Origin of the sequence: Microbacterium sp. ISL-59, assembly GCF_018613945.1 — a bacterium.
GTDB classification, from domain to species: Bacteria; Actinomycetota; Actinomycetes; order Actinomycetales; family Microbacteriaceae; genus Microbacterium; species Microbacterium oxydans_B.
Window position 1 is genome coordinate 493,573 of sequence record NZ_JAGGPG010000004.1, and the last position, 12,254, is coordinate 505,826.

16 protein-coding genes are annotated in these 12,254 nt (G+C 66.1%); 8 read left to right on the top strand and 8 right to left on the bottom strand.

The genetic code is table 11. The features are described 5' to 3' along the window. Positions 1 to 59 precede the first annotated feature (59 nt). The 6 genes from J7E45_RS16000 to J7E45_RS16025 all read left to right on the top strand — a co-directional run bounded on the left by J7E45_RS16000 (position 60) and on the right by J7E45_RS16025 (position 5,736). Positions 60 to 1,436, top strand: a complete 1,377-nt coding sequence (locus J7E45_RS16000) for a cystathionine beta-synthase (RefSeq protein ID WP_215070557.1) — start codon at positions 60 to 62, stop codon at positions 1,434 to 1,436. Positions 1,437 to 1,498: 62 nt separating this feature from the next. Further along, the gene (locus J7E45_RS16005; protein WP_167635426.1) at positions 1,499 to 1,678 is read left to right on the top strand and encodes a hypothetical protein; all 180 of its coding nucleotides are present in this window, start codon (positions 1,499 to 1,501) and stop codon (positions 1,676 to 1,678) included. A gap of 104 nt (positions 1,679 to 1,782) precedes the next feature. Next, positions 1,783 to 2,937, top strand: coding sequence for a cystathionine gamma-synthase (locus tag J7E45_RS16010; RefSeq protein ID WP_215070559.1), 1,155 nt, complete (start codon positions 1,783 to 1,785; stop codon positions 2,935 to 2,937). 112 nt (positions 2,938 to 3,049) lie between these two features. Beyond that, complete coding sequence (locus J7E45_RS16015) at positions 3,050 to 4,444, top strand: multidrug effflux MFS transporter (protein WP_215070561.1); 1,395 nt, start codon at positions 3,050 to 3,052, stop codon at positions 4,442 to 4,444. Between the two features lie 31 nt (positions 4,445 to 4,475). Then, the gene (locus J7E45_RS16020) at positions 4,476 to 5,105 is read left to right on the top strand and encodes a phosphatase PAP2 family protein (protein ID WP_237682607.1); all 630 of its coding nucleotides are present in this window, start codon (positions 4,476 to 4,478) and stop codon (positions 5,103 to 5,105) included. Between the two features lie 28 nt (positions 5,106 to 5,133). Then, the gene (locus tag J7E45_RS16025) at positions 5,134 to 5,736 is read left to right on the top strand and encodes a GNAT family N-acetyltransferase (RefSeq protein ID WP_091037725.1); all 603 of its coding nucleotides are present in this window, start codon (positions 5,134 to 5,136) and stop codon (positions 5,734 to 5,736) included. Positions 5,737 to 6,062: 326 nt separating this feature from the next. Here the strand turns inward: J7E45_RS16025 and J7E45_RS16030 are convergent, their stop codons facing one another. After that, positions 6,063 to 7,325: a tyrosine-type recombinase/integrase gene (locus J7E45_RS16030; protein WP_308162156.1), complete on the bottom strand. Its 1,263-nt coding sequence runs from the start codon at positions 7,323 to 7,325 to the stop codon at positions 6,063 to 6,065. Here J7E45_RS16030 and J7E45_RS16035 point away from each other — a divergent pair. Then, positions 7,324 to 7,545: a hypothetical protein gene (locus J7E45_RS16035; RefSeq protein ID WP_215070564.1), complete on the top strand. Its 222-nt coding sequence runs from the start codon at positions 7,324 to 7,326 to the stop codon at positions 7,543 to 7,545. The two genes, J7E45_RS16030 and J7E45_RS16035, sit on opposite strands and share 2 nt — an antisense overlap. 80 nt (positions 7,546 to 7,625) lie before the next feature. Beyond that, positions 7,626 to 7,943: a hypothetical protein gene (locus J7E45_RS16040; protein WP_251054332.1), complete on the top strand. Its 318-nt coding sequence runs from the start codon at positions 7,626 to 7,628 to the stop codon at positions 7,941 to 7,943. Positions 7,944 to 7,962: 19 nt separating this feature from the next. Here J7E45_RS16040 and J7E45_RS16045 read toward each other — a convergent pair whose 3' ends face one another. The 7 genes from J7E45_RS16045 to J7E45_RS16075 form a co-directional block, all read right to left on the bottom strand. Beyond that, positions 7,963 to 8,136 carry a hypothetical protein gene (locus J7E45_RS16045; protein WP_215070565.1) on the bottom strand — a complete coding sequence of 58 codons (174 nt, stop codon included), beginning with the start codon at positions 8,134 to 8,136 and terminating at the stop codon, positions 7,963 to 7,965. A gap of 9 nt (positions 8,137 to 8,145) precedes the next feature. After that, complete coding sequence (locus J7E45_RS16050; RefSeq protein ID WP_215070566.1) at positions 8,146 to 8,946, bottom strand: hypothetical protein; 801 nt, start codon at positions 8,944 to 8,946, stop codon at positions 8,146 to 8,148. Between the two features lie 122 nt (positions 8,947 to 9,068). After that, the gene (locus tag J7E45_RS16055) at positions 9,069 to 9,239 is read right to left on the bottom strand and encodes a hypothetical protein (protein ID WP_215070567.1); all 171 of its coding nucleotides are present in this window, start codon (positions 9,237 to 9,239) and stop codon (positions 9,069 to 9,071) included. A gap of 26 nt (positions 9,240 to 9,265) precedes the next feature. Further along, the gene (locus J7E45_RS16060) at positions 9,266 to 10,894 is read right to left on the bottom strand and encodes a hypothetical protein (RefSeq protein WP_215070568.1); all 1,629 of its coding nucleotides are present in this window, start codon (positions 10,892 to 10,894) and stop codon (positions 9,266 to 9,268) included. Positions 10,895 to 10,929: 35 nt separating this feature from the next. Beyond that, entirely contained in the window at positions 10,930 to 11,283 is a 354-nt protein-coding gene (locus J7E45_RS16065) for a hypothetical protein (RefSeq protein ID WP_215070569.1), read from the bottom strand. Beyond that, positions 11,283 to 11,726, bottom strand: coding sequence for a hypothetical protein (locus J7E45_RS16070; protein ID WP_215070572.1), 444 nt, complete (start codon positions 11,724 to 11,726; stop codon positions 11,283 to 11,285). Before J7E45_RS16070 ends, J7E45_RS16065 begins: the two co-directional genes overlap by 1 nt. A gap of 276 nt (positions 11,727 to 12,002) precedes the next feature. Further along, positions 12,003 to 12,146 carry a hypothetical protein gene (locus J7E45_RS16075; RefSeq protein WP_215070574.1) on the bottom strand — a complete coding sequence of 48 codons (144 nt, stop codon included), beginning with the start codon at positions 12,144 to 12,146 and terminating at the stop codon, positions 12,003 to 12,005. Positions 12,147 to 12,254 lie beyond the last annotated feature (108 nt).

A 12,254-nucleotide genomic window follows, 5' to 3' on the forward strand; every position in this document is an offset into this window, starting at 1 on the left:
TGCCGCGGGTGGGCGAAACACAGCCCCGCCCGCGGCATCCGCGCGTCTACCCTGAAGTCATGAAGTACGCAGATTCGATCGTCGACCTCGTCGGCGACACGCCCCTCGTGAAGCTCACTCACGTCACCGAGGGCGTCGCGTGCACGGTGCTCGTGAAGCTCGAGTACCTGAACCCGGGCGGGTCGTCGAAGGATCGCATCGCCGCGCGCATCATCGATGCCGCCGAGGCCTCCGGCGACCTGAAGCCCGGCGGCACGATCGTCGAACCCACCAGCGGCAACACCGGAGTGGGCCTGGCACTCGTCGCTCAGCAGCGCGGCTACAAGTGCGTGTTCGTGCTGCCCGACAAGGTGGGCGACGACAAGATCGACGTGCTGCGGGCCTACGGCGCGGAGGTCGTGGTGACGCCCACGTCGGTCGCGCCGGAAAGCCCGGAGTCGTACTACAGCGTCAGCGACCGACTCGCCCGTGAGATCCCCGGCGCGTTCAAGCCGAACCAGTACGAGAACCCCAACGGTCCGCGCAGCCACTACGAGACCACAGGACCGGAGATCTGGCGCGACACCGAGGGGCAGGTCACGCACTTCGTGGCCGGTGTCGGCACGGGCGGCACGATCACGGGGACCGGGCGCTACCTCCGCGAGGTGTCGGAGGGGCAGGTGCGCATCGTCGGCGTCGATCCCGAGGGCAGCGTCTACAGCGGCGGCACCGGTCGTCCCTACCTCGTCGAAGGTGTCGGGGAGGATATCTGGCCGGGCGCCTACGACCCGACGGTCCCGCACGAGATCGTGGCGGTGGGCGACGCGGACTCGTTCGCCATGACGAGGCGGCTCGCCCGCGAGGAGGGCATCCTCGTCGGCGGATCGAGCGGCATGGCCGTCGTCGGCGCCCTGCGCGTCGCGCGCGAACTGCCCGCAGATGCCGTGATGGTCGTCCTCCTGCCGGACGGCGGTCGCGGCTATCTCGGGAAGATCTTCAATGACGGATGGATGCGCTCCTACGGGTTCAGCGACGTGGAAGAGGGGGAGACCGTCGCCGACGTGCTCGCCGCGCGGCCATCGCGCCAGGGCGAGGGCATCCCCGACCTCGTGCACGCGCATCCGACCGACACGGTGCTCGAGGCCATCGGGATGATGACGCAGTACGACGTGTCGCAGCTGGTCGTGCTCAGCGCCGAACCGCCCGTCATGATGGGCGAGGTCGTCGGCACGGTCGACGAGAAGGGGCTGCTCGACCTGCTGTTCCGCGGCGAGGCGAGCGCGACCGACGCGGTCGGAGCGCACGTGGGGGAGCGGGTCCCGCTGATCGGCATCCATGCCTCCGTCGCCCAGGCGAAGACGGCGCTCGCCGACGCCGATGCCCTGCTGGTCACGGAAGACGGCAAGCCGCACACGGTGCTGACGCGACAGGATCTGCTCGGGTACCTCTCCCGCTGAGGCGTCGACCACTCTCCCCGCCGCGGCAACGCTCGTGGTGCACCGCGGGTAGTGTCGTCCTTGTGAAGATCGACTGGTACCTGTTCATCGGCTCGCTGTTCCTGCTCGTGTTCATCGTGACGAGGTGGGTGGACAGCTCCTTCTGGAACGGACTCGGCGTCGGCCTCGGACTGGTCAGCCTTCTCGCGCTCGGTGTCGGCATCAGCAACCTTCGGAACAAGAAGCCGCGCGCGCAGCCGTGACGGCCGCGAGCCGCGATTGACGTTCGCGGTTGCTCTCTTCCCGTCGCCTGACCCCGGGCGTAACGGGAGGGCCTCCGCTGTGGGGGCGGTCGTAGGCTGAGGGCATGTCCGACCACGCCTTCGCCACTCGCGCCATCCATGCAGGACAAGCTCCCGACCCGACGACGGGGGCGATCATCCCGCCGATCTACCAGTCCTCCACACACGTGCAGGACGGCATCGGCGGTTTCCGCGAGGGCTACGAATACAACCGTGCCGGCAACCCCACACGGTCGTCGCTCGAGACGCAGCTGGCCGCGCTCGAAGGCGGCGCGAGCGCACTCTCCTTCGCCTCGGGTCTTGCTGCGGAGGATGCGCTGCTGCGCGGCATCCTGAAGCCGGGCGATCACGTGCTGCTCGGCAACGACGTGTACGGCGGCACGTACCGACTGCTCACCAAGGTGCTCTCGCCGTGGGGAATCGACACGACGACGGTCGAGCTCTCGGATGTGGATGTGCTGCGTGCCGCGATCCGCCCCGAGACGAAGATCGTGTGGCTCGAGACGCCGAGCAACCCGCTGCTGAAGATCGTCGACATCGCCCTGATCGCCGAGGTCGCGCACGAGTCCGGTGCGATCGTGGTCGTGGACAACACATTCGCCTCGCCCGCGCTGCAGCAGCCGCTCGCGCTCGGCGCCGACCTCGTGGTGCACTCCACGACGAAGTACCTCGGCGGCCACTCGGACGTGCTCGGGGGTGCCGTCGTGTTCGGCGACGACCGCTTCTTCGATCAGGTGAAGTTCCAGCAGTTCGCGGTCGGTGCGGTATCCGCGCCCCTGGACGCCTGGCTCACCACGCGGGGCATCAAGACGCTGGCGCTGCGGATGCGGCAGCACTCCGAGAACGCGCAGGCGATCGCGGAGTGGGCGGCGGCGCGCCCCGAATTCGCGCAGGTGTACTACCCCGGACTCGCGGCACACCCGGGTCACGCCATCGCCGCCTCGCAGATGAGCGCCTTCGGCGGGATGCTGTCGCTCGGACTCGCCGCGGGTGCCGATGCCGCACGGGCATTCGCCGAGAGCACCTCGCTGTTCCAGCTGGCGGAGTCGCTGGGCGGAGTCGAATCCCTCATCGGATACCCGCCGGACATGACGCACGCGTCGGTGCGCGGCACCGAGCTCGCCGTTCCGGAGAACGTCGTGCGGCTGTCGGTCGGTATCGAGGACATCGGTGACCTGCTCGCCGACCTCGAGCAGGGTCTGGGGCGCATCGCGGGCTGAGCTCCCGCCCGGAGCCATCGCGGGGGTGGGGACGGGTCGGGTCGGCGGTAGCATGGGTTCTTTCCCCTGGCGAATCGATTCGACCACGCACCCCGAACTCTGGAAGGACGTCGTGTCCGACGCTCCCCGCACTGACTCCATCCCCACCTCGCGACCCGATGCATCGGAGACCGCTCCGGCCGCAGAACCGGAGCGCACCGCCACCGGCAGCATCCGCACCTCCACCGCCACCGGCGCCATCCGCACCCTCGGTGCCAACCCGGCGACAGCGCCCATCATGCTGCACCCGGGGGACGCGATCTCCCTCGGCCGCCGGACGCTGTACATCATCCTCCTCGGCGCGCTCACGGCGCTCGGGCCGTTCACGATCGACCTCTACCTCCCGGCCTTCCCGGTGCTGGAAGAGGACTTCCAGACCACGGCCGCGGCGATCCAGCTGACCCTCACCGGCACGATGATCGGCTTCGCCCTCGGGCAGCTCGTGGTCGGTCCGCTCAGCGACAAGGTCGGCCGCCGCGTGCCGCTGATCGCGGTCACCGCCCTGCATGTTCTGGCCAGCGTCGGAGCGGCGTTCGCCCCTGACCTCGGTCTGCTGAGCGCCGCGCGCGTGCTCATGGGCGTAGGAGCCGCGGCCGGTGGCGTCGTGGCCATGGCCATCGTGCGCGACCTGTTCGGCGGCCGCCGCCTGGTCGTCATGCTCTCGCGTCTCGCGCTGGTATCGGGTGTTGCCCCGGTCATCGCGCCGCTCATCGGCTCCTGGCTGCTGACCCTCATGCCCTGGCGCGGGATCTTCGTCGTCCTCGCCGCCTACGGCATCGTGATGCTGGCCTCGGCGATCCTGTTCATCCCGGAGACCTTGCCCATCGCTCGTCGGCAGGACCGCGGGGGCGCGACGATGCTGCAGCGTTATCGCTCGGTGCTCTCGGATCGGGTGTTCCTCGGTGTGCTGGTGATCGGCGGCATGGCCTTCTCGGGGCTGTTCTCCTACCTCTCGGCATCGCCGTTCCTGTTCCAGGTGACGCACGGACTCGATGCGCAGCAGTACGGCCTGCTGTTCGCCGTGAACTCGCTCGGCGTCGTCGCCGGCGTGCAGACCGCCTCTCGTCTCGCCGCCCGGTTCGGACCGCAGTGGGTCATGGCCTACTCCACCGCCGTGCTGCTGCTCGCCGGAATTGCGATCATCGTCACCGACCAGCTCGGGCTCGGGCTCTGGGGCACGGTCATCCCGCTTTTCGTGTTCATGACCGCGTGCGGCTTCACGTTCCCCAACGTGCAGGTGCTGGCGTTGGATCGTCACGGGAAGGCGGCCGGCACCGCGGCCTCCATCATCGGCGCGACCAACTTCGGTGTCGCCGGGCTCATCTCACCGGTCGCGGGCTGGCTCTCCCACGACGCCGGGATCACCGCGACCACGATGGCCTCGGTCATGGTGGTCTGCGCCGCCATCGGCATCCTCTCGCTCTGGTTCGTCGTGCGTCCGCGGACCGTCGGGATGCTCAATCCCTGATCGGCAGGGCCTCGTCCCGCAGAATGGGACGATGGACAGGCGGATGCTGCTGTGGTGGGGAGTGGGCCTCCTCGCGCTCGCGACGGTGCTCGGTGCCCTGGTGGTTTTCGTCTACCCGGAGACACCCGGCTTCGACCACTGGTGGAATGAGACCGTCGCCGGCATCCGGGGCGACTGGCTGCTGCAGTTCGCGCTGGTCATGGACTGGATCGGCGGCGGGTGGGTGGCGATCCTCGGGGTGCCGCTGCTGGTGATCCTCGCCCTCGTGCTCGCGCGCCGGTGGCGCAGTGCGGTGTTCGCGGCCGTGTGCTTCGCCGCGAGCGCCGGTGCGGTGCAGCTGCTCAAGCAGCTCTTCGGAAGAGCGCGGCCGGAGGACATGCTGGTGGTGAGTGACTACGGCTCGTTCCCGTCGGGCCACACCGCGAACGCGGCGACGATCGCGCTCGTGGTCTGGGTGCTGTTCCCGCGGGTCTGGACCGCGATCCTCGGTGTGCTGTGGGTGCTGGCGATGGCGCTCTCGCGCACCTTCCTGTCGGTGCACTGGGCCACCGACACGCTGGGCGGTGCGCTCGTCGGCGCCGGCGTGGTGCTCGTGCTGGCGGCGTGGCTGCTGCCCTGGGTGCAGCAGAAGAAGTCCGAGGTCGACGCGCCGATAGGCTGAGCCGGACCGTTCAGTCAGAGGAGCCTTCGTGTCGCGCATCCGTCCCTACCTCCCCACCGATCGTGCCGCGCTGTACGAGATCTGCGTGCAGACCGCCGACGCGGGGGGAGATGCGACCGGCGTCCTCTCCGACGACTCGCTGTGGGGCGACCTGTTCGCCGTTCCCTATGCCGAGCGGCATCCCGACCTCGCCTGGGTGGTCGAGAGTGACGACGAGCGAACCATCGGGTACATCGTGGCGACGGACGACACCGACGCTTTCTACACCTGGTTCCGCGACGAGTGGTGGCCCGGGCTACAGGAGCGATACCCCCGGTCTGCGGAGCCCGCGACCCGGGAGGAGCGGATGGTCGAGTACGGGTACGAGCGAGCCCCCGGCATCGAGCCGAACGCCGCGGAGTACCCCGCCCATCTGCACATCGATCTGCTCCCCGAGACGCAGGGTCAGGGGCTGGGGCGCGGTCTCATGGAGACCCTGTTCGCCGAGCTGACCCGGCGCGGAGTGCGCGGACTGCACCTGGGGATCGACCCGAACAACGCCGGAGCGGCCGCGTTCTACGAGCGGCTCGGGATGACGCGACTGCCCGCGGCGCCCGGTGGGCAGATCTACGGCGTGCGCTTCGACGGCTGAGTGAGCCGGGGGCGTATCCCGGCGCTCGCTCCTCCCCGAATCCCCGTACTGGAGAGAAACGCAAGAAGGGCCCCCGCTGGCGCGGAGACCCTTCTTGCGTTTGTGGCGGTGACGGCGGGATTCGAACCCGAATTCGTACCGCGTCGTCATACGGTTGACGCTCGATTTCGTGATTCTTTGGGCCATTTTCGTTCTCGCGACGTCTTACGGATGCGTCTCGATCTCTCGAAGTGTTGCCACCTTGTTGCCGCGACGCGTGGCGAACTCCGTGGCGCTCGCCGTAGGGTGAGGTCATGCCTTCGCCGTTTCCGAGTCCAGTTGCGTGATCAAGATATGAGGCCTTCGACACCTGACATTGCGCGAGTCAGACGGTCGAGGTGAGCTGGGCTCTTGTACGAGCGAGTCATGGCGCGCGTGGAGTGTCCGACGAGTTCGACGATGAGTTCTTCTGGGATGTCGGCAGCGTAGAGCAGGTCGACGGCTGCGTGGCGGAGGTCGTGCAGGCGAACATGCCGATCCTCCCCGAGGATCTCTCGCTGAACTGCCGGCCACAGACGCGTCTCCATGTTTGGGTCGATTGGTCTGCCCTTGCGGGTGAAGACCAAACCCCACGGGTTCGGTTCCATCGTCTCGAGGTGACGCTCCATCAGCTCGCGCAGCGGGCTGATCAGCGGTACCGTCCTCCATCCGGCTCTCGACTTTGGCCGGGTGAGGAAGAAGCCTCCGTAGAGGTGTCGGTAGTCGAAGTCGGGAGGCGCGATCGGTCGGCCAGTCTCGCCGCGGCGAAGCGTCTGCAGCTGCCAGCTGATGTCGATGTGCGTGCCGACGCGGTCGACCTCGAGGCCGACGACTTCACCGCGACGTGCGCCGGTGAGGACGTAGGTCATCCACTTGAGGCCGTCGGGTCTCGTTTTGAACGCGTCGAGAAGGCGGCGTACCTCGGCCATAGTAGGAACATCGAGGGCAGGGCGTGCCGGCCTCGGCTGTTCGATGAGCCGAACTGGGTTCCGGGGTATCTCCTCCTCCCGGACAGCCACGTCGAATGCTCGCGCAGCGATGGTGTGGATGTTACGGACTGTCGTGGGAGAGTGTCCATCTTGCACGGCGTGCTGCATCCGACGAACATCTGCGGCGCGCACCGACACGAGGGGGGTCGCCGCACCGAGGCCGGGAACGATGTGGTTCTTCACGGCACTGCGGTACCCGTCTGCTGTTCGCGGTCGCAACTGGGGGTAGACGCACTCCGCCAACCAGTACTCGAACCACTCCCCGACGGTCGTTGTTCCGACCCCAGACGGGTACTCCGCTGCTCTCGGAAGATCCGTGCCGCTCCGGGAAAATTCGAAGTGACGAAGGTGCTGTAGCGCTGCTCCACGATCCTTGAAGCGTTTGGTGCTCCGCCTTCTTTTGCCCTCTCTTGACGGCATCGGGAGCACCACGGTCCAGTATCCCCGCTGATCTCGGAAGATGGTCCCAGTTCCGCGCGCGCGACGTGCAGCCATGCCCGAGAACCTACTCCCTGGAACACACCTATCTGTCGGAAATCCGATGCCGTATCCTCGCCCGCCGACCGATAACGTCATGGTCATGATCAATGACTACGCACACGCATGGGACACCCTCACTAACGCGATCGGCGCAGCTCAGGGCAAGAGCGCTGGGTATATCACCGAGGTTGACCATCTCACCGTCGACCAGCGGATCGAAGTGGCGAAAGTGACGGCGCTCTTGTCGATCGCCCAGGAACTCTCAGCGCTGAACTCGCGCAACAACGGGGACGACGAGACACCGAACCACGTTCATTTCTGAACCAGACCGGCACCGCTCATCACGTCGGTGGTCGCGACGTAGAATCAATCCTCTCGGCCGGAGGAAGGAAATCACCGGCTATGGGGAACCCTGGGGCGACGCTCTCCGCGTACCGGGACATGCAGTCGCAGGCGCGCGAGATCCTCGCCGCCGCGACGCACGGTCCACTGCAATCGCTCACGGAGCGTGAGATGGACGTGCGCGAGCAGCCCATGACGATCTACCCACGACCGAAGCGTGTCCGCGCATGGGTGAGGTTCGGCCCCAAGGCCGTGCGAGTCGACGCGAAGCTTGTGCGGTCGACGCCGCTCGCTGCCGGGATAGAGTTCCGCGCCGGCGACCAGACCTATCGGTGTTGGGTGTGGGGTAACGCGGTCGTGCTCGACGAACCGGCATGAGCGGATGAGACGATTGGTCTCACTGTCCGTTCGGCCGGAAGCCTTTCACCCGCACGAATCCACGAACCACATTGTCGCGACGAAGGCTCTCCTTCGCGTCTGCGATGTTGTCCCGCAGTTGGCCATCCGAATCGAGCAGCTCGAGAGTACGGAAGTACTCTTCCTGGCTCGGGGTCAGTCCGTTCTTGTCCATGATCCCCTCCTAGGCTTCTTCAACTCTTGGCTTCAAGATATCGCTAACCATGGACGCCGCAGCTGCAGCGACCTCGCGAGTCTGCTTCTTGTCGAGTTTGGGTGAGAACCTATCGTCCTCGTCTATGTAGGCCCTGTCAATGGATAGAACACCGACGAGCGTTCGTTCCTTCCGGCCGTGCCAGAGCGGCTCAGCGCGGACCTCGGAGTACTTCCCAGCTATCGCGTTGAACTCGGCGACGGTGAAGCCGCATCGTGTGTCTTTGGAGAGTCGAGCGAACTGCGCCGCGGTCAGTTCTTGGTGACCGTGCGCCTTCGCGATGGCGTGTGTGTTCAGGTATCGGGAGGATCGGCTCTCCCACGAGTAGCCGACCATTCCCTTGCCAGCGCGCCAGTTGACGCCCGATTGGAGAGGGTATCCGGCGGGGCGGAACCGGATGATCCTCTTGAGCCGCACCTTCGCGAGAGGGCGTCGCATCACGACGTCGCGCCAGTACGGGACGTACACGCTCGCGCCGATCTCATCGAAGGGAAGCGTGTGGGTCTTTGCCAGGTTGATGATCATACTCATGAGCGCTTTTTCGATCCGCGTCCTGCGGCCAGAGCGGACCGCGTGCACCTTGCGACTGATCAGAGTGCCCACGTTGTCGAACATCACGATCCCGAGAGCGATGCCCCACGTTATCGGCTCGAACTCCTCTGGCAATTTCTGCTTGGCGGGCGCGTAGTGGTTGTAGACGCCAAGTATCGCTGCGACGCCAGCGAAGACCGCTGCTCCTAGCCGCAGCCAGAAGACGATCTTTGACCACATGACTCCCGATCATAGGGCGAGGCGTGCGCAACCCTGAGCATTGCGCACTCGCTCCAGAGAGACGAGAAATGTTCGATCCCCTCGCCCTCCGAAGAGGACGAGGGGTCCTTGAGGCTGCGAGGTCAGCGGATCACGACGCCGTTGACGATCGGGGGAAGGAAGACGCCGTCGGCTGAAACGCCTTCGATGGTGATCATTCGAAGGTCGGGGACCTCGATGAGGGATCGACCGATGCGACGTTCGTCATCGCTGAGTCCGGGGACGTTGTCCCAGGTGAGGGGTTCGTCTTGCATGTCTCTTCGCTTCCTTCTTCGGTGGTTTAGAGTGCGGTTCCATCGACGTTGCGCCATGCCGATCCGGTAGAGAGGATCAGCTTGCCGCGAGTGTCGTCGTACACGACCGCCCCTTTCCCCGCGGCAGCTGGTGTCGGGAGATCGGCGGTCGCGATCGCGCCCGTTTGGATGGCGGTTCCCGCGCGCACGTACCGGGGGCGGGATGCACCGAGGGCGCCGATGTCGCGGTCGTTGTCGGTGGCGAACGTGAGATTGGCATTGCCGAGAGCGACGGAGGTCGTCCCGACCCCGCCCAGGTAGCGAGTGGGGTCTGCGGTGCCGTTTCCGAAGAGGACCCTGCCGTCTTGCCCGTTGATGATCAGACGGGGGTATTCGTCGGCGGCGCGCTTGAATCGCCAATCGGTGGCGGACGCGCGGGCGCGGTACGCGGTCTCTGTGCTTGCGCCGGCTGCCCGTGCACCTGGATCCATCATCGTGAGGAGCGACGCGGTCGAGGATCCGCTGTGCTCTAGCGTGACGATCGGGTCGGAGCCGCTTGAGGTCCACTTCACAGACGACGCGATGATCACGTTTTGTGAGGCGCCGGTACCGAATGTCTCATTGATCGACTGAGACTGATACCCCCAGAGGATGAGGCATCGTGTGGTGCCGTTCTGCCAGAGGACGCGGGGCGGTGACGCCTCCCACCTGGCATTCATGAAGACGTTCACAGTACCTGCGAAGGCGACGTGGTATTCGGGCGTGAGCCCTTCGAGCGACGGGTTCAACCAGGTGTTGTTGTTGATGACGTTCGGGAGCCCAGCCACCATCTCGATGTGGCGAGCGCCGGCGACCTGTGCGCCTTCGGCGGAGTTATGCGAGTAGCGCCCACCGACGAAGGTGTTCTGGTTACTCCATCCGGAGGCGTTCGCGGAGAGTTGCAGGTTGATCTGGTTGTTGTCGAGGTGCCCGATGCTGAATGTGTTGTAGGCACATCCTCGCGAGGCCCCGTACACGAGCATGCCGATCGCGAAGCCGCGAACAAGAGGAACCTCGATTTCAGAGCACGAGTCGAGGTTCACGGCGTAGACACCAGTTGTGCCCACGACACCCTCCCACCCTGTCCCGCTCTTATTGGCTGCAATGACGTGCGGGAGCACGACGTGCAGACGCCGCGTGTACTCGGATTCGGAGCCAAGGCGAACGGCAACTCCTGTTCCGGTGTAGTTGATCGTCAGTCCCCGCAAGTCGGCGTCGGATTGAATGACCAGCGTCTGGTCCGTGGTGAGCGTCCCAGATGCCCAGACCCGTCGCCCCACAGTCTTCGCCGTGTCGCAGGCTTCCTGCAGGGCGCTGAGCGTGATTGCCCCCATGGAGCTCCCTGAGGGAAGGACGATTCCCATTCGATCCTGATCGCTGTACGCACCGAGTAGCGCCGCCGACGTCTCCGAATCGGGCGCGTCGATGTACGCTGCCACCGCTTCGTCGTTCTCGACACCGTTCACGCCCGGGATGCCCCGCGGTCCCTGCGGGATCTTGAACGCGAACTTGCGGTTCTGATCTGGGCCTATCATGACGACATCGGCCGGCTCCGTGGACGCCACGGTCGTCGATGTAACTTCGGTGATGCGCGCCGCGGGGCCGCGGATGTTGGTGATCGGAACAATGTCAGCCATGATTGGCTCCTTTCAGTCCCCGCCGGTGGCGGGTTTCAACGAATGTGCGGATGGGTGGCACCCTCGGGACGAGGGTGGGCGTTGCCTGTGCCGTCGGCATGGAGTGTGAAGGACCACACTCCTTCGGGGAGGTCCTTGAACCATCGGGAGAGCTCGAACCGGCTGACGGTGATCGGCTCCTCCCGCTCGCACGCCTCGGCACGCTCACGGTGGAAGCGGAGGAGGTCGTCGAGGGGGCGGGCGATTCCCTCGGCGACGAGTACACGGTGTTGTTCCATTCGGCGCGGGTCGTCGTACTCCGCGATCGCGGCCAGGGCGCGCTCGTGGAGGTGCTGGTATGCGGGTGAGATCCCGGTCGGCGCCGAGACGGTGCTCTTGCGGCGGGCCATCACTTCACGTCCGTTCGAGGCGTCCAAGTGCTGAGCTCGACAGGAGCAGACGCCCCTACCTCCCCGTCCTGGGGGAGGTTCCCCCACCGCTTGTTCGCGGCGCGCTGCTGACGCACGGCGACGGTCTTATCCTCGCCGGGAAGCCGGACGCCTTCGGTGGTCCTGGTCATCGCCGAGTACCATTGCCGCAGCTCGACCAGAGCCGGGGAGACGCGCAACTGCCCGGTCGACCCGATGACCATGGTCCCGTGTTCTTCGACCGCCTTCTCAAGACTCTCGATGTGCTTGGCCTGCCGCTCGAGGATCGCCATGAGGATGATTTCGCGCTCATCCCACTCCGCATCTTCGGGGAGTGCGGCGTCGAGGGTGGCGCGTGGATCGAGCCGGGGTGTAACGGCTAATCCTGTACGCGGCCGTCTGCCGTCTCGGGGCTTGTCTGTCATGGTGGGGCTCCTGTTCGGGCGTCAGACGAGCGCCTAGGGCTGGAAAAAACGGATCAAGGGCATATGCGGAGGACGGATTCAACAGCATCTCCCCGGCGGACGGAGAGGGGTGCCAGGGGAGGGGGAGGCCCTGGGTCGTGATCATGTTGTCGGGGTCGACAGGATGATCTGGTGCTTCGGTGGCTTCGCGTTGTGTCTTAGAGCTGGCCCCGTGCATGCTCGTACACGGGGCCAGCGGTCGGGCGGTGCCGTCTGTGTGACGCAGACGGCACCCGGTCAGTGATCCTCGCGGGCGAGGCGGAGTTCCTCGGCGATGTTCGCGAGTGCGAGGACGTGGAGGGTTGCGATCTTCTGGTTGTCCGGCATCGTCTCGATCCGGTACTTCTCGAGCATCGAAGCGATCTCAGGGTTGGTGAGCATCGTGTGTCTCCTATCGGTGGGTCAGTAATCCCAGATGTTCCGGAACCCGTCCCGGAACCTGTCCCTGGGCGGGTTCCGGCCATCGCCGGGCCACCCCGGGTCGTAGTC